Source organism: Streptomyces sp. NPDC008150, from assembly GCF_042956945.1.
Taxonomy (GTDB): Bacteria; Actinomycetota; Actinomycetes; order Streptomycetales; family Streptomycetaceae; genus Streptomyces.
The window spans coordinates 285,305-305,189 of the sequence record NZ_JBIBHJ010000004.1; the positions used below are offsets into that span (position 1 = coordinate 285,305).

Below are 19,885 nucleotides of genomic sequence, written 5' to 3' on the forward strand. Positions count from 1 at the left end.
AGGTTCGCACACCGGGGCGCCCGGCGGGCGGGCGTCCACCAGGCAGAACACCGCCCGCCCGGCGGCCGCGCCGGGTCAGGCCGAGCGGGTCACGATGTGGAGGACTTCGAGGGTCCGCGGCGGCACGTCCGGGTCCTCCCCGTCGCTCGTCGCCATCCGCACGTGCGCGTCCCGGGCCGCCCGCACCGCGTCGGGCCACCCCTCGTGGTCGACGTACGCGGTCACGGGGGCGTCCGGGCCGACCTGGTGCATGATCCGCAGGACCCGCAGCACGGCGCCGTCGACGAGGGCCGCCTCCTGCGAGTCGCGGAAGATCGTGCCCACGTACTTCTCGGCGGACCAGTTGTCGAGCCAGGTGTCCTCGACCAGGCGGTACACGGCGTCGGTGACGTCCCCGTAGCCGTCGACGCCCGCCAGCCAGACGTTCTGCTGGAAGACCGGGTCGGAAAGCATGTGCAGCGCGGAACGCACGTTGCTGCGCCAGCGCCACCAGGGCATGTCGTTCAGTGGCATGACGCCCATGGTGGAGGAGCGACGGCCGCGACGGGAAGAGTTCTCCGAACCTTGCACGGTCATCGATCGTACGTTCCGCGCCCCACCGGCCTCATCCACCCCTGTTGTTCACCCTAGCGTCACCACACATCGACCATGGGTCACTCGAAGGTTGGCCCAGTACCGGAATGGTGCGTGTCCATGACCGGCAGGCGACGCATCCGCAGCACCTTCCTCCCCTCCCGCTCCCGGCGCGTCACCCGCGGTGCCCTGTCCTCGGGGGCGGCACTGCTGTGCGCCTCGCTCGCGGCGGGCTGCGGCGTGATCCCCGGTTCGAGCGCCGCCGCGGACGACTCCGCGGTCACCGTGATGACCTGGGCCCCGCAGAGCACCGACGCCACCAACAAGCCGGGCATGCCCGCCATGGCGCGCGCCTACGCGCGCTGGGTCAACGACCGCGGCGGCATCGGCGGGCACCGGCTGCACGTCCTCACCTGCAACGAGCGCAACGACAGCGTGGGGGCCGCGAAGTGTGCCCGGCGCGCGGTCGACGAGGGCGCCGTCGCGGTCGTCGGCTCGTACAGCCAGTACGGGGACTCCTTCCTCGCGCCCCTCGAAGGCGCCGGCATCCCCTACATAGGCGGCTACGGCGTCACCTCCTCCGAGTTCACCAGCCCGCTCTCCTACCCGGTGAACGGCGGGCAGCCCACCCTCCTCGCCGGGCTCGGCAAGGCACTGGCGCCGGGCTGCGGCACGGTCGCGCTGATACGTCCCGACACCATCGCGGGCGACGAACTGCCCGACCTGCTGAACGCCGGGCTGAAGGCGGGGGGCCACGCCGCGGCCGTCGACCAGCGGGCCGCCGAGGACGCCACGGAGTACTCCGGGCAGTCCGGCACGGCGCTCAAGGAGGCGACGAGCGGCTCGGCGGAGGGCTGCGTGGTGCCCGCCCTCGGCGACCGCACCAGCACCTTCATGGACTCCTTCCGCCGGGTGCGCGACGGTTACGCGAAGGTCCGCACCGCCACCCCGCTCGGCAGCATCGACCAGACGGTGATCGACGCGTCCGGCGGCGGCTCGGGCCCGTACGAGGGCGCCTACGTGGCGGGCTGGTACCCGGTGGCGAGCGACCCGCGCTGGGACACCATGAAGAAGGTGATCAACAAGGAGGCGTTCGGCGACAACACCCTCGACCCGGCCGACTCCGGCGTGCAGACCACGTGGATCGCCTACACCGTGCTGTCGGCGGTGCTGACGAAGATCGGCGACGGGCCGGTGACCGCGGACAGCGTGCACCAGACCCTGGACGACGGCCTGTCCGTCGGGACCGGCGGTCTGACGCCGACGCTGAAGTGGCGCTTCGCGGAGACCCTTTCGTCGGTCGGCTTCCCGCGCCTGGCCAACCCCGACGTGACGCTCCAGGTGGTGCGCGGCGGCAGGCTGGTCGCGGCGGGCAAGGGCTTCGTCGACATGACCGGGACCCTGGAGAGTGCCGACCTGTCCTGAGCCGCCCCCGGGACCACGGACCGTACGGACACGGGGAGGGGCCGCCGGACGACCGGCGGCCCCTCCCCGTGCGCGCGGCGCTCAGAGCTGGGTCGGCTGGCGCTCGGTGAGCCCGTACGTCTTCGCGATGGCGTTCCACAGCTCGGCCGCCCTGGCCTTCTGGCTGCTGGCGGTGCCACTGGCCACGGCGCCCGCCTGGGACTGGCCGGTGTTGCGCGCCTGGCCCTTCTTGCAGCCGTTCTTCCCGGCGGTCTGGTCGGCCCACGCCGCGTAGTGGCTGTCGGCGGAGGCGGACGCCTGCCAGGCGTTGTTGAGGGCGGTGGTGAGCGCGGCGTGCTGGGGCAGCCGGTCCACGGAGAGCTGGGCCAGCTTGGTCACCAGGTCCTTGCGCTGCTGCGAGGCGTCCCGCAGGTCGCTCGCCGCGTCCCCGAGACTGCTGCACGCCTTCACGTTCGACACGGCCTTGATGACGGAGGCACGGCTGTCGCCGCTCTCGGAGAGCAGCTTGTCGAGGGCCACCGCCTGCGCCTTGGCCTGGTCGGTCGACGCGGAGGCCGAACCGTCCGACGCGGGCGCGGTCGCCGACGCCGTCGGACCGGCGGCCTTGTCGTCGCCGCCGCCCCCGCTGAGCAGGGCGCCCGCGCCGACACCGAGGACGACGATGCCGATGCCGATCGCGGCGATCAGGGGGACGCGCGAACCGGACCGGCGGCGCGGTGCCTGCCCGGGGCCGGGGGTGCCCCACTGGTCGCCGCCGTTGCCGTCCTGCGGACCGCCGGGACCGCCGGGACCGCCCGCGTACGGGGCACCGGCCGCCGGGTTCTGCTGGTAGCGGGGGAACTGCTGGGTGGAGCCCTGGGGTTCGGCACCGGAGTCGGTGCGGAAGAGGTTGTCGAACTCGGCGGGCGGGGTGCGGTCCTCGGGTCCGCCCTGCGGTCCGAGACCGTGGCCGCCCTGCGGGGCGTTGCCCTGCTGACCGCCGTACGCGTGGGGGTCGTGCGCCTCGACGGGGGCCATGAACCGGGTGGCCTCGGCGTCCGGATCCGCCGCCTGTCCGGGCGCGCCGCCGTACTGCTGTCCGGCCTGGCCCTGCGGCGCCCGGCCGAGGTACTGCGTCGACTCGTGGGACAGCTCGGGCGGCAGCGCGCCCGATCCCACGGGGGGTATGTACTGGGTCGCCGCCTCGTCGGGGCCGGCCGGGACCGGCGGGAGGTACTGGGTGGCGCCCTCGTCGGCACCGCCGTGCGCGGGCGGGGACTGCTGCGGGTCGTAGCCGCCGTAGCCGCCGTGCGCGCCCTGGTTGCCGTAGGCGTCGTACTGCTGCTGGTACCCGTCGTACGAGCCGCCGGGGGCGGGCGCGTTCTCGGGGGGCAGCGGGCCCGCGCCGCCCGAGGGGTGCGCGCCTCCCGAGGAGTGCGCGGCGCCGTTCCAGCCTCCGGCGTGGGAGGGCTGCGACGGCTCGGGGTCGTGCCACGCCTGGGCGGGTGCCTCGGGCCAGACCTGGCCGTCGGCCGGTATGCCCCGGGCGTCCTGGTCCCAGCCGCCGTCGCCCCAGGCCTGGCCGCCCGGCGGGTTCACGGCCGGGGCGTGCCGGCCGGCCTCCCGCTCCGAGGCGCTCGCGCCCGTCCTGCCCGGCAGCAGCGGCTCGCCGCCGTCGGAGGGCAGCACGATGCCTTCGCGCGCGGGCCGCGCCGAGGGCTCATCGCCCTGTCCACTCTGCGTCACCGGGACTCCTACTAATGGGGGACCTGCGGGATCGTCGGCTCACGCTACCGGGTCCCCCGAACCCGGTGCCACGCAGCACCTGGCTCCACGGCCACCGCTGTGACGTCAATAACACAACTGTGCGGGGGCCTGTGTTGACGCTGTGACCGGTGATGCCTTCTGGGCGTCAACTGCCGCTTCCCGTACGTTCACACGGCGGCACCGGGACCGTTCGCGGCGCGCGTGGCGCCCGGCCGGGCGGGCGCGGGCGGGAAGAGGCGCACCGCGCGCGGAGCGGGCACGCACGCGGTGCGCGGTCCGAGGGGAGGCGCACGGACCGTGCGCCCCCCGATGGCCGTCAACTCGACCGCACCACTGGGCGGTTCGGCGGCGTCCGGTCACGGACGCCGCGTCAGGCCGCTGCGGCCCGCACGTCGAGCCGCGCCCCGAACTCCCGGACCACCGGCTCGTCCCGGTACGGCTCCAGGCGGGCCTGGAAGTCCTCCAGGTACTCGGCGCCGCGGTTGGAGCGCAGGGTCGCGAGGAGTTCCACCGCCTTGGTGCCGGTGGCCACGGCCTGTTCCACCTCGCGCTGCTGGACCTGTGCGCTCGCCAGCAGGACGTAGCCGATGGCGCGCCTGCGGGTACGGGACTCCGGGTGCCCGGCGAGGGACCGCTCGGCGGCACGGGCCGCCGCGTCGGCCTGGCCCAGGTCGCGGTGGCAGTGCGCCAACTCGTCGGCCAGATAGGCCTCGTCGAAGTGGCGGATCCACACCGGGTCGTCGCCCGAGGCCGCGTCGGCGCCCTCCAGCGCGGTCTCCGCCCGCCCGGCCGCGTCCTCCGCCGCCCGCGCGTCGCCCAGCAGGGCGTGCCCGCGCGCCTCCGCCGCGTGGAACATCGCCTCCGCCCGCGGCGTCACGCAGCCGCGCGCCCCCTCCTGTGCCGCGCGCGCCAACTGGGCGATCTCGCGCGGGTTTCCGAGCTGCGCGGCGAGATGGCTCATGGACGCGGCGAGCACGTAGCCGCCGTAGCCGCGGTCGCCCGCCGCCTGCGCGAGGCGCAGCGCCTGGATGTAGTAGCGCTGGGCGAGCCCGGGTTGGCCGGTGTCGACCGCCATGTAGCCGGCCAGTTCCGTCAACCGGGCCACGGCGGCGAAGAGTTCACGGCCGACCGTCTCGCGGTAGGACCCGGCGAGGAGGCCGGAGACCACGCTGTTGAGGTAGTGCACGACGACCGGGCGCACGTGCCCGCTGCCGTACTGGTGGTCCAGGTCGACGAGGGCCTGCGTCATCGCGCGCACCGCGGCCACGTCGGAGCGGCCGACGCGCGGTCCCGCCGAGCGGGCCACCTGGGAGTCGGGCGCGGAGATCAGCCAGTCGCGGCTGGGCTCGACGAGCGCGGACGAGGCGACGGAGGAGCCGGACAGGAAGTCCCGGCGGCCCACGTCGCTGCGCCACAGCTCGCAGACCTGCTCGATCGCGCCGAGGACCGTCGGGGAGAACTGGAGGCCCACGCCGGACGCCAGGTTCTTGCCGTTGGCCATGCCGATCTCGTCGATGGTGACCGTCCGGCCGAGCTTGCGGCCGAGCGCCTCGGCGATGATGGCCGGCGCCCGCCCCCGCGGCTGCTGTCCCCGCAGCCAGCGTGCCACGGACGTCTTGTCGTACCGCAGGTCGAGCCCGTGCTCCGTGCCGCACATGTTGACGCGGCGGGCGAGCCCGGCGTTGGAACAGCCGGCCTCCTGGATGAGTGCCTGCAGCCGTTCGTTCGGCTGTCGCGCGACGAGAGGCCTTGCGGCCATGACACAACCCCCTGTGGCGGCGGTGCCCGACCGCGCACCGCGTTGACGTGGACTTCCCTTCCACGGCCGGAGCGCCCCGGGCGCCGCCCGCGCGCGGAGGAGATCCAACCCTGAAGATCAATGCCCAACGGGCATACCGACAATGCGGGACATGTGAGGTTTGCCGTGCCGGGCGGACGGGCATCGCGCACCCCTCGCCCGGTTCCCCGGCCCGCTGCTCCCCCGGTCCCGGTCCCCGCCGGCCCTCCCCCGGCGCTCCCCGTTCCGTCCCGCGCCGGTCCGGTCCGGGCCGCCGCGGTTCGCTTTCAGCCTCCCTACCCGGCTCGTGGCGGCGTTCCTCCCACGCGCCCCCGCACGTGCATCCGTGCGCCCCGCGCGGGGGTCCGGTGCTCCTCCCCCGCGCGCGGCCGTCGGGGGCGCGCGTGCGGCGCCGCGGAACAGGTGCCGCCGGGAGCACATGGCCCGGCCGTAACCCGAGGTGGACCGGGGAGTTGAGCTGGACGTGGAAGAGACGACCGCGGGCACCGACACCGCTCAGATTCCGAAGCAGCGCGGGGAATCACCGCTGGAGACCGCCGTTCGCTACACCGAGGAGCGCCACTGGGACGTGGTCCCGGGCACCTGGCTGGAAGTCGTCGACGGGGTGCAGCGCTGCTCCTGCGACGACGTCCGCTGCCCCGCGCCCGGCGCCCACCCGGCGCGCCCCGACTGGACGACGCAGGCGACGGGCAGCGCCACCGTCGCGCGCGGCCTGTGGCAGAAGCAGCCGAACGCCTCGATCCTGCTCCCGACGGGGCGCACGTTCGACGCCATCGACGTCCCCGAGTCCGCCGGGTTCCTGGCGCTGGCGCGGATGGAGCGGCTGGAGGTGACCCTCGGCCCGGTGACCGTCTCGCCGGACCGGCGCATGCGGTTCTTCGTGCTGCCCGGCGCCTCCGCGAAGGTGCCCGACCTGCTGCGCCGGCTCGGCTGGACGCCCTCCGCGCTGGACCTGGCCGCGCTGGGCGAGGGCGCGTACGTGGCCGCGCCGCCCACCCGGTTCGGGTCGAGCGGCGCCGTGCAGTGGGCCTGCCGGCCGACCGCCGCGAACCGCTGGCTGCCGGACGCCGAGGAGTTGATCCCGCCCCTGTCGTACGCCTGCGGCCGGGACCGCTGAACCACCGCCCCAACTCCCGCCCCGGTACCCGCCGTGCCCGTCTCTCCCCACCGCCCGCGCCGTCCGGCCCCGCCCCGCCGGACGCCGCGGACGTACGGTCACGCCTCCCCCCGGCCCGCGCACCGTACGGCCCGCCGCCTCCCCGCCGCGGCCGTCCGGGCGCGGGCCGGCTCCGTACGATCTCCCGCCGGTCCGCGCGGCACGCGCCGTAGGGTGCTGGTATGACGGAGGGAGCAACGGTGGACGCAGCGGCCGTAAGGGTGCGGGGACTGTGGAAACGGTTCGGGCAGCAGATCGCCGTCGCGGGGGTGGATCTGGAGCTGCCGGCGGGCCGGTTCATCGGGCTCGTCGGGCCGAACGGCGCCGGAAAGACCACCACGCTCTCGATGGTCACCGGACTGCTCCGGCCCGACCAGGGCACGGTCGAGGTGGTCGGCCACGACGTGTGGCGCGACCCGGCCGAGGTGAAGGCCCGGATCGGCGTGCTGCCGGAGGGACTTCGCCTCTTCGAGCGACTGTCGGGACGTGAACTGCTCGCCTACAACGGCCGGTTGAGGGGGATGCCCGGCGCCGAGGTCGACCGACGGGCCACCCAGCTCCTCGACGTCCTCGACCTGGCGGGCGCCCAGCACAAGCTCGTCGTCGACTACTCGACCGGCATGCGCAAGAAGATCGGGCTGGCGGCCGCGCTGCTGCACAACCCCGAGATCGTGTTCCTGGACGAGCCGTTCGAGGGCGTCGACCCGGTCTCCGCGCAGATCATCCGCGGGGTGCTGGAGCGGTACACCGCCTCCGGCGCGACCGTCGTCTTCTCCTCCCACGTGATGGAACTGGTCGAGTCGCTGTGCGACTGGGTCGCGGTGATGGCCGCCGGGCGCATCCGCGCGCACGGTCCGCTCGCCGAGGTGCGCGGCGACGCGCCCTCGCTCCAGCAGGCGTTCCTCGAACTCGTCGGCGCGAGCGGCCGCGACGCCGCCTCCGACCTCGACTGGCTGGGCGGCGGCGCCCGATGAGCGCCGCCGCACCGGACGCGCCGGGCACCGCCCCGCTGCCCGGCCCGGCCCCGGCGACGGACCGGTCGGTGCCCGGCGCGTCCCTCACCCCGGTCTTCGTACGGCTGAAGGTGTCGCTGCTGCGCAACGGCCTGCGGCAGTCGGCGGGCCGGCGGGCGGCGTACGTGGCGACCGCGGTCGTCGTGCTGCTGTTCGCGGCGCTGCAACTGCTCGGCCTGATCGCGCTGCGCGGCCACGCCCACGTCGAGTCGCTCGCGGTGCTGCTCGCCGCGGTCGTGGGGCTCGGCTGGGCCGTGATGCCGCTGTTCTTCCCCGGCGGCGACGAGACCCTCGACCCGACCCGCCTGGTGATGCTCCCGCTGCGCCCGCGCCCGCTGGTGCGCGCCCTGCTCGTGGCGTCGCTGGTGGGCATCGGTCCGCTGTTCACCCTGTGCCTGTACGCGGGTTCGGTGATCGCGGTGGCGCACGGCGGGGCCGCGTACGCGACCGCGGTCGTGGCCGTCGTGCTGGGGCTGCTGGTCTGCGTGGCGCTCGCCCGTACCGTGGCCGCCGCCAACATCCGCCTGCTGAGCAGCCGCAAGGGCCGCGACCTCGCGGTGCTCAGCGGCCTCGTCGTCGCGATCGGCGCGCAGCTCGTCAACTTCGGTGCGCAGCGCCTCGGTTCGAGCGGGCTGTCCCAGCTCGACCCGGTCGGCGACGTGGTGCGCTGGGTGCCCCCGGCCTCGGCCGTCGGCGCCGTGCACGCCGTGAGCGAGGGCGATTACGCCACCGGCGTCGCCCAACTCGCCATCAGCGCGACCACGTTGGCGGTGCTCATCGTCCTGTGGGCGCGCAGCCTGACCAAGCTGATGACGGCGCCCGACGGTTCGACGCTCCAGGCCGACGGCCCGGCCGGCCGCGAGCGGTCCTCGTCCCGGCGCCCGCGGCTGCTGCCGTCGGGGCGCACCGGCACGGTCATGGAGCGCACCCTGCGGTACGTGTGGCGCGACCCGAAGACCAAGGCGGCGTGGGTGACCTCGCTGGCCATCGGTGTGCTGGTGCCGGTGTTCAACGCGATCCAGGGCGCCGGCTCGGTGTACTTCTCCTGCTTCGCGGCGGGGATGCTCGGCATCCAGATGTACAACCAGTTCGGGCAGGACACGTCCGCGTTCTGGATGGTCGCGATGACGATCTCCTCGCCGCACGACGCGTACGTCGAACTGCGGGGCAGGGCACTGGCGTTGCTGTCGATCACCCTGCCGTACGCGACGCTCGTCACCGTGCTGACGACGGCGCTGCTCGGTGAGTGGGGGCGGCTGCCGGAGGTGCTGGGCCTGTCCCTCGCGCTGCTCGGCGCGATGCTGGCGACCGGGGCGTGGACGTCGGCCCGCTTCCCGTACTCGATCCCGCAGGAGGGCTACAAGAACGTCGCCCCGGGCCAGTCCGGGCTCGCCTGGATCGCGATCTTCGGCGGGATGGTCTCCTCGGCCCTGCTGTGCGCGCCCGTGATCGCGGCGGTGATCTGGCTGAACGTCAGCGCGGACGGCGACGCGTGGAGCTGGCTGCTGCTGCCCGCGGGCGCCGCGTACGGCGCGGGCGTGACCGTGCTCGGGCTGCGGATGGCCGCGCCGCGCACGGCGGCCAGGCTGCCGGAGATCCTGGCGGCGGTGAGCCGGGGCTGAGCCCCGCCGCCCGCCCGGTCCGGCTACGTGGCGAGCACTCCGTCGAGGAACGGCTCGACCGCCGCGCGCCAGCCGTCCGGCTGGTCGAGGTGCATCAGGTGGCCCGCGTCCTGCACCTCCGCGTACTGGCCGCGGGGCAGCACGCGGACCATCTCCTGCGCCTCGGCCCGGCCGAGCGCGCCGTCGAGGCCGCGCACGACGAGCGTGGGGCACTGGACCTGGGTCAGCTCCTCCCAGTGCGCGTCGTAGACCCAGGTCGCCCGGGAGGCCAGCATCTGCTCGGGTTCGAAGACCGGACGCCAGCCGTCCGCCGCCCGCTGCATCACGTCGGCGTAGAAGGCGCCGCGCGCGGGGCTCGGTCGCTCCACCCAGGGGTCGTCCTCGCCGAACCACTTGCGGACGTCGGCGAGCGTGGCGAACGGGACCGGCCAGGACCGGAACCAGTCCGTCCACTCGCGCTGCGAGGCGGCGCCGAGGGCACTGGCGCGCATGTCGCAGACGACCAGGGCGCGCACCAGGTCGGGCCGCTTGGCGGCGACCTGCCAGGCGGTCAGGGCGCCCATCGCGTGGCCCACGAGCACGGCCGGGGCGAGACCGAGCTGTTCGAGGGCGGCCTCGACGTCGCCGACGTAGGCGTCCCGGGTGAAGGCGGCGTACGGGGGCTTCTCGCTCTGGCCGTGGCCGCGCTGGTCCAGGGCCACCACGCGGTGCCGGGCGGAGAGCCAGCGGGCGGTGGACGCCCAGTGCGAGGCACGGCCCATCAGGCCGTGCAGCAGCAGGACACCGGAGCCGTCCGGGGACGGCCCCGTCCCGCCGGGACCCTCGGGGCCCGGTCGCTCCGGCAGTCCGGCCGCCGCCTCCGGGCCGGGCGGGCCGGTGAACTCCCAGGCGGCCAGGCGTACGCCACCCGCTCCGGTCACGTCGATGCGCCGCGCCATGGTCCTGGCACCCCCAAGCTCCGCTGGGACGGCCTGTCGCGCGGTGCCGGCCGGTCCTGCTCGGACCGCTCCCGCCCGCCTCGCGCCACCGCCGTCCTGCCGTGTGCTGCTGTTGCGTACCGCGTCACGCGCCTCGTGCCGTCGCGCCGGTGCTGCCGCTCCCGTCGGTCGCGCTGCCGTGTGCCACCGTCGGGGCGGCCCACGACCGGCAGATTATCGAATGTGTATTCGAAAATACTGCCTCTGCCGACAACACCCCTCGTTCGAGTGACCGCGTCCGGGGAATGATCGCCGCCGCCACGGGGAGATTTTCAGCGGGAGGCGGGCCGCTCGGGGAAGACGGTCCGCAGGGGACGACCCTGAGAGCTCGGGGCTCCGGGTCGGAACAGGGGAGGACAGGCCCCGGCGCCGCAAGGCGCCGGGGCCCTCCACTTCTCTCCGGCCGTGCGGGCCCGCACGGCCCGCCCGGCCGGCACAGTCGTCACGGCACATCCTCCCGCCCCTCCCCGACCGGATGACATCGCTGTCGGGCGGCCGGAGTTCCTTCGGTCATATGCCTCACGGGACAGCCTGGCACGCGAACGGCCCCGGCGCTGCGATTCCGCACACAGAATCTTCGACGGGCGCACGGCCCCGTCGGCCCCGCGCCAACCCGTGCGCGGACAAAGACATTTGACGGTCCGTCGGATCACCGGACCGTCGGGCCGAGGGGGGCGCGGTCAGCGCTTGGCGACGAACACGTGCGCCGCGACGTCCGAGTCCAGCTCGGCCGCCTCGCCGCTGCTGCCCACGAGCACCCCGCCGGCCGACTCCGTCACGCTGACGACCTCGCCGGGCTGCACGCCGGCCCGCCGCAGGGTGTACATGAGCTGGGCGTCCGTCTGGATGGGCTCGCCGATCCGGCGGACCACGACCGTCTTGCCCTCGGCGCCCGGGTTCAGCTCGGCGAGCGAGACCATGCTGTCGTCGAGGAACGGGTCCGCGCCGTCCTTCTCGCCCAGCTCCTCCAGACCCGGGATCGGGTTGCCGTACGGGGACTCGGTGGGGTGGCGCAGCAGTTCGAGAACGCGGCGCTCGACGGCCTCGCTCATCACGTGCTCCCAGCGGCAGGCCTCGGCGTGCACCTGCTCCCACTCCAGGCCGATCACGTCGACGAGCAGACACTCGGCGAGGCGGTGCTTGCGCATCACGCGCGTGGCCAGGCGGCGGCCCTCGTCCGTGAGCTCCAGATGCCGGTCGCTCGCCACGGACACCAGGCCGTCGCGCTCCATGCGCGCGACCGTCTGGCTCACCGTGGGGCCGCTCTGGTCGAGCCGCTCGGCGATTCGGGCGCGCATGGGGACCACACCTTCCTCTTCCAGCTCAAGGATGGTGCGGAGATACATCTCCGTGGTGTCGATCAGTCCGGACATACGTGCCCCTTGATTACCTCTGCCGGCAGCTTGACGGCTCACCGGCGCGTGTGCTGGCCCTGAACTCAATTCTGACGCATCCCGCCGACAAGCGTGCCTCCTCGGCGCAACGGCTGCGTCGATCCGGTCGCGGGAGCCCGCGACCGGCCCGTACCGGGTGTCCTTGGTGTCCCACGGGCCCCGGCGGACGACGTCCGCCCCCGTACCAACACCGTCCGACCGTATTGACATCCCATTGGTCCGGACCGCACCGTGATCGGCGGCACGAGCGGCCCACCACCGCCGGTCCGCGCTCCACCGACACCTCGAACGACGACACCTCCAAGGGGCTTCGCCGATGAGCGACCGCAAGCTGGCCGAGCAGTTCTTCGACGCCGCGATCGGGCTGTTGCAGCGGGTCCGCGACGAGGAGGACGAGTCTGTCACGGCCGCCGGGACTCTACTCGCCGACACCGTCGCCGAGGGCGGACGCCTGTTCGCCTTCGGGGCCGGCCACTCGTCCCTCGCCGCGCAGGACCTGGTCTACCGGGCCGGCGGGCTCGCCCTGATGAACCTGCTGGCGGTGCCCGGCGCCGTCGGCGTGGACGTCGTCCCCGCCACGCTCGGCTCCGCGCTCGAACGCGTCGACGGGCTCGCCGCCGCCGTCATCGACACCTCGCCGCTGCGCGCGGGCGACGCCCTCGTGATCGTGTCCCTGTCCGGCCGCAACGCCCTGCCCGTCGAGATGGCGATGAACGCCCGCGCCCTCGGCGTGCGGGTGATCGGCGTGACGTCGGTCGTGTACGCGGCGGAGACCAGCTCCCGGCACTCCTCGGGGACGTACCTCAAGGACCACTGCGACGTCGTCCTCGACTCGAAGATCGCGATCGGCGACGCCGAACTCACCCTGGACACCATCCCCGCGCCCTTCGCGCCCGCCTCGACCGTCGTCACCTCGGCGCTGCTCCAGGCGGTCACCGCCACCGCCGCCGGACTCCTCGCCGACCGCGGCATCGAACCGCCACTGCTGCGTTCCGGCAACGTCGACGGCGGCCACGAGTGGAACGGGCGCGTTTTCAAGGAGTACGCGGACCGGATCTTCTACCAGCGCTGACCCGCCGGGGGACCGGCACAGGACCGGGGCACGGGCGCACCGCGGGGCGCGCGCATATCGCTGCAACGCCCGCCGGTGCAACGATTCCCCCAATCTTGCGGGAACCCCGTGTGCGCTGTGTCACGTTCGAGTTGAATGATGGCCAGTGAGCGAGAGCGAACCGACGCGGTGTACGTGCGGCGCGGCCTGCAGGGGGGTCCGGGTGAGTGCTTCCAGGCGTAGCGGGACCACCGACGAGCTGGGGCCGGACGACCCCGGCCCCGGTGGCACGGACCGGGAGGGACCGGTGGATCCGGAGGAACCGGAGGGGCCCGGCAGTTCGGACCTGCTGGCCGCGCTGCTGGACGGGATGGACGCGGCGCTGTGCGCCTTCGACGCGGACGGGGTGGTCACCCACTGGAACCGCGAGGCCGAGCGCATCCTCGGCTGGAGCGCCGAGGACGCCGTCGGGCGCCGGGGGTTCGCCGGGTGGGCGGTGCGCAGCGCCGACGCCGAGGAGATCGAGAGCAGGCTGCTCGCGGCCATGCACGCGCCGGGCCGGCAGGTGCACGAGTTCGCGCTGCTGACCAAGGAGGGCGGCCGGGTCCTGGTGCGGACGCAGTCCGCGGCCGTGCGCGGCCCCGACGGCAAGCCCGCCGGCCTGTACTGCGCCTTCAGCGAGGTGCACGCGCAGATCGACCTGGAGCGGTCCATCGCCCTGAGCGAGGCCCTGTTCGAGGACGCCGCCTGGGGTGTCGTCCTCGTCGACGCGGACCTGCGGCCCGCCGTCGTCAACGCGCACGCGGCCCGCGCCCTGAGCACCGGCCGCACCGCGGTCCTCGGCCGTCCGCTGGGCGAACTGCTGTCCCAGGGCGTCGAGGAACTGGAGAGCGCCCTGACGTACGTCCTCGCCGAGGGCGCGCCGCCCGCTCCGGCCGAGATCTGGGTCGGCGTGCGCACACCGGAGGGCGAGAAGCGCCGGTGCTGGCGCAGCGGCTTCCTGCGGCTGTCCTCCCCGCTCGCCGAGGAACCCGTTCCGCTGGGCGTGGGCTGGCTGTTCCAGGACGTGACGGAGACCAAGCAGAGCGAGCAGGAGGCGGCCCTGCTGCGCTTCCGCTCCAACCAGCTCCACCGCGCCGCCCGTGCCGCCGCGGAGTGCGAGGACCCGCGCGAGGCGGCGGCCGTGCACCTGGACTTCGCGCTCGCCGGGTTCGCCGACCACGCCCTGGTCGACCGGGTCGCCGGCGGCTCGCTGCCCGACGGCGGGGCGTCCGCCGGACCGGTGCGCCTGGTCCGGGTGGCCGCCACTCCCTCCGGTGCCCCGGGGCCGAGCCTGCTGTCCGGCCAGGCGGGACTGCCGCTGCGGTACGGCGAGGAGCACCCGGCGGTGCAGTGCGTGGAGCGCACCGGTTCGGTACGGGTCTCCGCCGGGTCGGTGGCGCCGGAGCAGTCGCGGGCCTGGGCGCTGAGCCGGCAGTGGCCGCCGGACGCGGTGCACGCGCTGTGCGCGGTGCTGCGCAGCCGGGGGCGGACGCTCGGCGTGGTGACGTTCCTGCGCGGCGCGGGCCGCGGCGCCTTCGAGCGGACGGACGCGGCGTACGCCGAGGACGTGGCCGTACGGATCGCGGCGGCCCTGGACCTCGCGACCCCGGCCGGGGAGCAGCGGGGGTAGGCCGCCCGGACTGCTCCGCTCTGTCCGATTTCCATGACTCGTAAAAAGGGGTTGATCGGGGCCCGGCCGGTTCCTAGGGTGTGCGGTACACGGGAAGGGAGGTGGTTCCGGAGATGTATGCAAACCGGACGCGTGAGGTGACTGCGGGCTAGCGGCCCGCCACCACACTCGGTGCGGTGTCGGACCAGCGGGCGCGAGACGTCCGCAGCCAGCCCCAGACCAGAGCAGTCACCCGACCCGCGAGCTCGCCGGTACGTCCGGCCGGCTCCTCCGCACCGCGGAGGGACCCGAGCTCGCGGGTCGTTCCCGTCTCCCGGCCCCCGTTCAGGGGCTGAGCCGCTCCACGAGCCAGGTGCCGTCGGGCCGGGCCGTGTACCGCAGGCGGTCGTGCAGGCGGTTGTCCCTGCCCTGCCAGAACTCCACGGTCTCCGGGACGACGCGGAACCCGCCCCAGTGGGGCGGCACCGGAACCTCGGAGCCCTCGGGGTAGCGAGCACTCAACTCGGCGTAGGCGGTGTCCAGTTGCTCGCGCGAGGGGACCACCGCGGACTGGTCGCTGGCCCACGCGCCGAGCTGCGACCCGTGCGGGCGGCTGCGGAAGTACGCCGCGGTCTCGTCCCGGGGAACCCGGCGCGCGGTGCCCGTGACCAGGACCTGGCGGGCCAGCGGGTGCCAGGGGAAGAGCAGCGCGACGTGCGGGTTGGCCGCGAGTTCGCGCCCCTTGCGGGAGTCGTAGTTGGTGTAGAAGACGAAGCCGTCCGGGTCGTGGCCCTTCATCAGCACGGTGCGTGAACTGGGCCGTCCCGCGGCGTCCGCCGTGGAGACCACCATCGCGTTCGCCTCGTGCAACTGCCCCCGTACGGCGGCCTGCGCGGCCTGCTCGAACCAGCGGGCGAACTGTGCCATCGGGTGCGCGGCCAGCGCGTCCTCGTCGAGTCCCTCGGCCCGGTAGCGCTCGCGCATCGCGGCGGGGTCGGCGGCCACCGGCGGCGCGGGGGCGCGGGCCGCGGCGAGCGCCACGACGGAGTCGGCGGCGGTCTCGGCGGCGGCCGCCGCGGGGGGCACCCGCTCGGGTGCGTGGCCCTCGGGGGAGCCGGGCCGGGGGGCGTGGTCGGGCGTGCGGTCCATCACGCGGTCATCCTGCCGTACGGTCGGCCGGGGGCGCACGGGGACCGGCGTGGCACTGAGTGCCGCGGACTCTCCCCAAAGGTGGCACTCAGGGTTATCGTGCTGATGGCGTTCCGGTTGCGGAGCCGCACCGGGGCGACCGCTCCGGACCCGGAGCAGCATGCCCCCGGAGCCACCGTCCGCCGCACACACCACGTCACGAGGAGCCGCCTGATGTCCGACTTCGTACCCGGACTCGAAGGAGTCGTCGCGTTCGAGACGGAGATCGCCGAACCGGACAAGGAGGGCGGCGCCCTGCGGTACCGGGGCGTCGACATCGAGGACCTGGTCGGCCACGTCTCGTTCGGCCACGTCTGGGGCCTGCTGGTCGACGGCGCGTTCAACCCCGGGCTGCCGCCCGCTGAGCCGTTCCCGATCCCGGTGCACTCCGGCGACATCCGCGTGGACGTGCAGTCCGCCCTCGCGATGCTCGCGCCGGTGTGGGGGCTGAAGCCCCTGCTGGACATCGACGCCGAGCAGGCCCGCAACGACCTGGCCCGCGCCGCCGTCATGGCCCTGTCGTACGTCGCGCAGTCGGCGCGCGGCCAGGGCAGCGCGATGGTGCCGCAGCGCGAGATCGACAAGGCGAACTCGATCACCGAGCGGTTCATGATCCGCTGGCGCGGCGAGCCCGACCCCCGGCACGTGGCCGCGGTCGACGCGTACTGGACCAGCGCCGCCGAGCACGGCATGAACGCCTCCACGTTCACCGCCCGCGTCATCGCCTCGACCGGCGCGGACGTGGCCGCCGCCCTCTCCGGCGCGGTCGGCGCGATGTCCGGCCCGCTGCACGGCGGGGCGCCGTCGCGGGTGCTCGGCATGATCGAGGAGATCGAGCGCACCGGGAACGCCGAGGCCTGGGTCAAGCAGGCGCTGGACCGCGGCGAACGCCTGATGGGCTTCGGCCACCGCGTGTACCGCGCGGAGGACCCGCGGGCCCGCGTCCTGCGCCGCACGGCCCGCGAACTGGGCGCCCCGCGCTACGAGATCGCCGAGGCCCTGGAGAAGGCCGCCCTCGCGGAGCTGCACGCCCGCCGGCCCGACCGGGTGCTCGCCACGAACGTCGAGTTCTGGGCGGCGATCCTGCTGGACTTCGCGGAGGTCCCGGCGCACATGTTCACGTCGATGTTCACCTGCGCCCGGACGGCGGGCTGGTCCGCGCACGTCCTGGAGCAGAAGCGCACCGGGCGCCTGGTGCGGCCGTCCGCCCGCTACGTCGGCCCCGGGCCCCGGGGGCCGCAGGCCGTCGACGGCTACGCGGACATCGCGCACTGAGGAGCGGGCGGCACCGGGCCGGGGGCGCGCGCGTCCCCGGCCCGAGCGGTGTGCCGTCAGTCCAGCGCCGCGTCCAGCAGGCCCGCCCACTGGGCGACCACCCGTTCGCGGCGCGGGCCGTCGTCCGTCAGCAGGTTCGCGAGGCCCAGGCCCCGGGCCATGTCCAGCAGGCCCTGGACCGTTTCGCGCACCCCCGGCCGAGACTCGTCGGCCGCGAGCAGGTCCACCGCGATACGGTGCGTCTCGCGGCCCACCTTGGCCTCCAACTCCGTTACGCGGCCGCCCAGTTGCTCCTCGTTCGAGGCCGCCACCCACAGGTGCAGCGCGGCCCGGAACAGCGGGCCCGTGAAGAGGTCCACGATGGCCGTCACCACCGCGCGGCGGTCACCGGCGCCGTCCGGGAAGAGGTCGCGCAGCATCGTGGAGCGCTCCTCCGCGACGTACTCGACGGCCGCCGTGAACAGGTCCTCGCGGGTGGGGAAGTGGTGCTGGGCCGCGCCCCGCGAGACGCCCGCCCGTTCCGCCACGACCTGGACCGTCGACCCCGCCCAGCCGTGCTCGGCGAGGCAGGCGACCGCCGCCGCCAGCAGCCGCTGCCGGGTGGCGCGGCTGCGGTCCTGCTTGGGCACCCGGTCGGTCGCACCCGCCGTCCGGCCGCCCACGCGTTCCTCCGCGTTCACACCACCCATGCCGCGTCCCGTCTCTCCAGGAAGGCCGTCATCCCCTCGCGTGCCGGTGCCGAGGCGAACAGCCGGGCGGAGAGCGCGGTCAGGTCGTCCGCGTCGCGGTCGAAGGTCTCCAGAACCCTAGCCGTGAGGAGTCGCTTGGTGGCCGCCAGCCCCTCGGGGGCCGAGCGGCGCAGGCCGTCGAGCACGGGGGCCAGTACCGCGTCGGCGTCGTCCCCGGTGTCGGTCGCGAGCCCCGCGCGGACCGCCTCGGCCGGGCCGAAGCGCTCGCCGGTGAGGTAGTAGCGGCCCAGGGCGCGCGGATCGGCGCGGGGCAGCAGCGGCAGGGAGATGACGGCGGGCGCGACGCCGATGCGCACCTCCGTGAAGGCGAACGTCGCCCCGGCCGAGACGATCGCGATGTCGCAGGCGCCCAACAGGCCCAGGCCGCCCGCGCGCACGTGTCCCGTCACCCGTGCCACCACCGGCTTCGGCAGCTCGACCACCTGCCTCAGCAGGGCGACCAGGGACGGGGGCGCGGGCGGGTCGCGCAGGTCCGCGCCCGCGCAGAACGTGTTGCCGGTGTGGGTCAGGACCACCGCGCGGACGTCGTCGTCCTTCGCGCAGTCGGCGAGCGCGGCTGAGAGGGCGTCGACCAGCGTGGCGGACAGGGCGTTGCGGGTCCCGGGCGAGTCGAGGCTCAGGGTCTCGATCCCCCGTTCGTGGCTGCGGCCGACCGTGCTCATGCCTGCTCCGCCTCCCGGGTCAGCCGCTCGCGGAGTTCGCGGCGCAGGATCTTGCCGGAGGCCGCGCGCGGCACGGCGTCGACGAAGGTGACCGCGCGGACCCGCTTGTACGGGGCGACGCGTTCGGCGACGTACAGCATGACCTCCGTCGCACCGAGGGCGTCCGCGGTGGGCCGGCGGACCACGAAGGCGTGCGGGACCTCGTTGTTGTCCTCGTTGTAGACGCCCACGACGGCGGCGTCGGCGACCGACGGATGGGTGAGCAGCAGTGCTTCGAGTTCGGCCGGTGCGACCTGGAAGCCCTTGTACTTGATGAGCTCCTTGACCCGGTCGACCACGAACAGCCAGCCGCCGGCGTCGACATGACCGACGTCGCCGGTGTGCAGCCAGCCGTCGGGGTCGATCATCTCCGCGGTCGCCCGCGGGTTGCCGAGGTAGCCCTTCATCACCTGCGGGCCGCGGATGAGGATCTCGCCGGGCTCGCCGGTGCCGAGGTCCTTGCCCGAGCCGTCCAGGGCGGTGATGCGCATCTCGGTGCCGGGCAGGAGCTTGCCCGCGGTTCCGGCGGGCGCGTCCGTGGCGTCCAGCGGGACCATGTGCGTGCCGGGCGACAGTTCCGTCATGCCGTACGCCTGGCCGACGGGCGGCAGCCCGAGCCGTTCGGCGCAGGCTTTCGCGAGCGCCGCGTCCAGCGGGGCGGCGGCGCTGAGCACGTGCCGCAGCGACGAGAGGTCGTGGTCGGCGACCGACGGGTGCTTGGCGAGGGCGAGGACGATCGGCGGCGCCACGTACAGGTCGGTGATGCGGTGCTTCTCGATCGCCGCGAGAAACGTGTCGAGTTCGAAGCGCGGCAGCACGACGACGGTGGAGCCCCGGCGCAGCGGGCCGTTCATCAGCGCGGTCAGCCCGTAGATGTGGAAGAAGGGCAGGACGGCCAGCACCCGGTCGCCGGGGCCCGTGTCGGCGAGCGGTTCGAGCTGGGCGAGGTTGGTGGCGATCTGCCGGTGGGTGAGCATCACGCCCTTGGGGGTGCCGGTGGTGCCGGAGGAGTAGGGCAGCGCGGCGACGTCGGTGGCGGGGTCGATGTCGACGTCGGGCTCGGGCGCGGTCGAGGCGAGCATGTCGATCAGCGAGCGGTGACCGGGCGCGCTGTCGCAGACGAAGATCTCCTGGATGCCGCCCGCGATCTCGGCGGCGCGGCGGGCCGACGTGAGCAGCGGCGAGACGGTGACGATCCACCGGGCCCCGGAGTCGCGGAGCTGCTTGGCGAACTCCTCGGGCGTGGCGAGCGGATGCACCGTGGTGACGGCGGCGCCCGCACGGGTCGCGGCGTAGAACGCGGGCGGGAAGGCGACCGTGTTGGGGCTGTGCAGGGCGAGCACGTCGCCCTTGCGCAGTCCCGCCTCGGCCAGCCCGGCGGCGATCCTCCGGTGGAAGGTGTCCAACTGCGCGTACGTGAGCGTGGTGCCGTCGGTGCCGTCGACGAGCGCCGGGGTGTCGCCGAATTCGGCGGCCCGGCCCAGGACCGCCTCGTGGATGGGCAGTTCGATGGGTGGGACGTCTGCGTACTCGCTGCGGAACACGGTTCCTCCTGGTACGACGCTG

16 protein-coding genes are annotated in these 19,885 nt (G+C 74.4%); 7 read left to right on the plus strand and 9 right to left on the minus strand.

All coding sequences use genetic code 11. The features are described 5' to 3' along the window. Positions 1-75: 75 nt before the first annotated feature. Entirely contained in the window at positions 76-576 is a 501-nt protein-coding gene (locus ACFZA0_RS13005; protein WP_391014872.1) for a hypothetical protein, read from the minus strand. Positions 577-693: 117 nt separating this feature from the next. Here ACFZA0_RS13005 and ACFZA0_RS13010 point away from each other — a divergent pair, with 117 nt between their 5' ends. Next, positions 694-1,998 carry an ABC transporter substrate-binding protein gene (locus tag ACFZA0_RS13010; RefSeq protein ID WP_391014874.1) on the plus strand — a complete coding sequence of 435 codons (1,305 nt, stop codon included), beginning with the start codon at positions 694-696 and terminating at the stop codon, positions 1,996-1,998. 81 nt (positions 1,999-2,079) lie between these two features. Here the strand turns inward: ACFZA0_RS13010 and ACFZA0_RS13015 are convergent, their stop codons facing one another. Together ACFZA0_RS13015 and ACFZA0_RS13020 are read right to left on the minus strand one after the other, a co-directional pair. Beyond that, positions 2,080-3,723 (minus strand): hypothetical protein, encoded by a 1,644-nt coding sequence (locus tag ACFZA0_RS13015; protein ID WP_391014876.1) that lies wholly within the window; start codon positions 3,721-3,723, stop codon positions 2,080-2,082. 391 nt (positions 3,724-4,114) lie between these two features. Then, positions 4,115-5,503, minus strand: coding sequence for a transcriptional regulator (locus ACFZA0_RS13020; protein ID WP_391014878.1), 1,389 nt, complete (start codon positions 5,501-5,503; stop codon positions 4,115-4,117). Between the two features lie 502 nt (positions 5,504-6,005). Here ACFZA0_RS13020 and ACFZA0_RS13025 point away from each other — a divergent pair. From ACFZA0_RS13025 to ACFZA0_RS13035, 3 genes are all read left to right on the plus strand, one after another. Beyond that, the gene (locus ACFZA0_RS13025; RefSeq protein ID WP_391014880.1) at positions 6,006-6,659 is read left to right on the plus strand and encodes a bifunctional DNA primase/polymerase; all 654 of its coding nucleotides are present in this window, start codon (positions 6,006-6,008) and stop codon (positions 6,657-6,659) included. A 221-nt stretch (positions 6,660-6,880) separates the two neighbouring features. Continuing rightward, complete coding sequence (locus ACFZA0_RS13030; RefSeq protein ID WP_391014882.1) at positions 6,881-7,672, plus strand: ATP-binding cassette domain-containing protein; 792 nt, start codon at positions 6,881-6,883, stop codon at positions 7,670-7,672. Beyond that, positions 7,669-9,333 carry a transporter gene (locus tag ACFZA0_RS13035; RefSeq protein ID WP_391014884.1) on the plus strand — a complete coding sequence of 555 codons (1,665 nt, stop codon included), beginning with the start codon at positions 7,669-7,671 and terminating at the stop codon, positions 9,331-9,333. The genes ACFZA0_RS13030 and ACFZA0_RS13035 overlap by 4 nt, the downstream gene beginning before the upstream one ends. 23 nt (positions 9,334-9,356) lie before the next feature. Here the strand turns inward: ACFZA0_RS13035 and ACFZA0_RS13040 are convergent, their stop codons facing one another. Both ACFZA0_RS13040 and ACFZA0_RS13045 read right to left on the minus strand, forming a co-directional pair. Next, positions 9,357-10,271, minus strand: a complete 915-nt coding sequence (locus ACFZA0_RS13040) for an alpha/beta fold hydrolase (RefSeq protein ID WP_391014886.1) — start codon at positions 10,269-10,271, stop codon at positions 9,357-9,359. 719 nt (positions 10,272-10,990) lie between these two features. Beyond that, positions 10,991-11,683, minus strand: coding sequence for an iron dependent repressor, metal binding and dimerization domain protein (locus ACFZA0_RS13045; protein WP_391014887.1), 693 nt, complete (start codon positions 11,681-11,683; stop codon positions 10,991-10,993). Positions 11,684-12,020: 337 nt separating this feature from the next. Here ACFZA0_RS13045 and ACFZA0_RS13050 point away from each other — a divergent pair, with 337 nt between their 5' ends. Beyond that, positions 12,021-12,776, plus strand: a complete 756-nt coding sequence (locus tag ACFZA0_RS13050) for a sugar isomerase domain-containing protein (RefSeq protein WP_391014889.1) — start codon at positions 12,021-12,023, stop codon at positions 12,774-12,776. Positions 12,777-12,978: 202 nt separating this feature from the next. Beyond that, entirely contained in the window at positions 12,979-14,427 is a 1,449-nt protein-coding gene (locus ACFZA0_RS13055) for a PAS domain-containing protein (protein ID WP_391014891.1), read from the plus strand. Positions 14,428-14,751: 324 nt separating this feature from the next. On the opposite strand, the gene pdxH is transcribed toward ACFZA0_RS13055, so the two are convergent. Further along, positions 14,752-15,390, minus strand: a complete 639-nt coding sequence (gene pdxH / locus ACFZA0_RS13060) for a pyridoxamine 5'-phosphate oxidase (RefSeq protein ID WP_391015363.1) — start codon at positions 15,388-15,390, stop codon at positions 14,752-14,754. Positions 15,391-15,768: 378 nt separating this feature from the next. Between pdxH and ACFZA0_RS13065 the strand changes: the two genes are divergently transcribed. Further along, positions 15,769-16,869, plus strand: coding sequence for a citrate synthase (locus ACFZA0_RS13065; protein ID WP_391014893.1), 1,101 nt, complete (start codon positions 15,769-15,771; stop codon positions 16,867-16,869). A gap of 56 nt (positions 16,870-16,925) precedes the next feature. On the opposite strand, the gene ACFZA0_RS13070 is transcribed toward ACFZA0_RS13065, so the two are convergent. Genes ACFZA0_RS13070 through ACFZA0_RS13080 form a run of 3 tightly spaced genes read right to left on the minus strand, consistent with a single transcriptional unit; the run spans position 16,926 to position 19,863 of the window. Next, entirely contained in the window at positions 16,926-17,558 is a 633-nt protein-coding gene (locus tag ACFZA0_RS13070; RefSeq protein ID WP_391014894.1) for a TetR family transcriptional regulator, read from the minus strand. Then, positions 17,546-18,280 carry an enoyl-CoA hydratase family protein gene (locus tag ACFZA0_RS13075; RefSeq protein ID WP_391014896.1) on the minus strand — a complete coding sequence of 245 codons (735 nt, stop codon included), beginning with the start codon at positions 18,278-18,280 and terminating at the stop codon, positions 17,546-17,548. The genes ACFZA0_RS13070 and ACFZA0_RS13075 overlap by 13 nt, the downstream gene beginning before the upstream one ends. Beyond that, positions 18,277-19,863 carry an AMP-binding protein gene (locus ACFZA0_RS13080; RefSeq protein WP_391014898.1) on the minus strand — a complete coding sequence of 529 codons (1,587 nt, stop codon included), beginning with the start codon at positions 19,861-19,863 and terminating at the stop codon, positions 18,277-18,279. Before ACFZA0_RS13080 ends, ACFZA0_RS13075 begins: the two co-directional genes overlap by 4 nt. Positions 19,864-19,885: the final 22 nt, after the last annotated feature.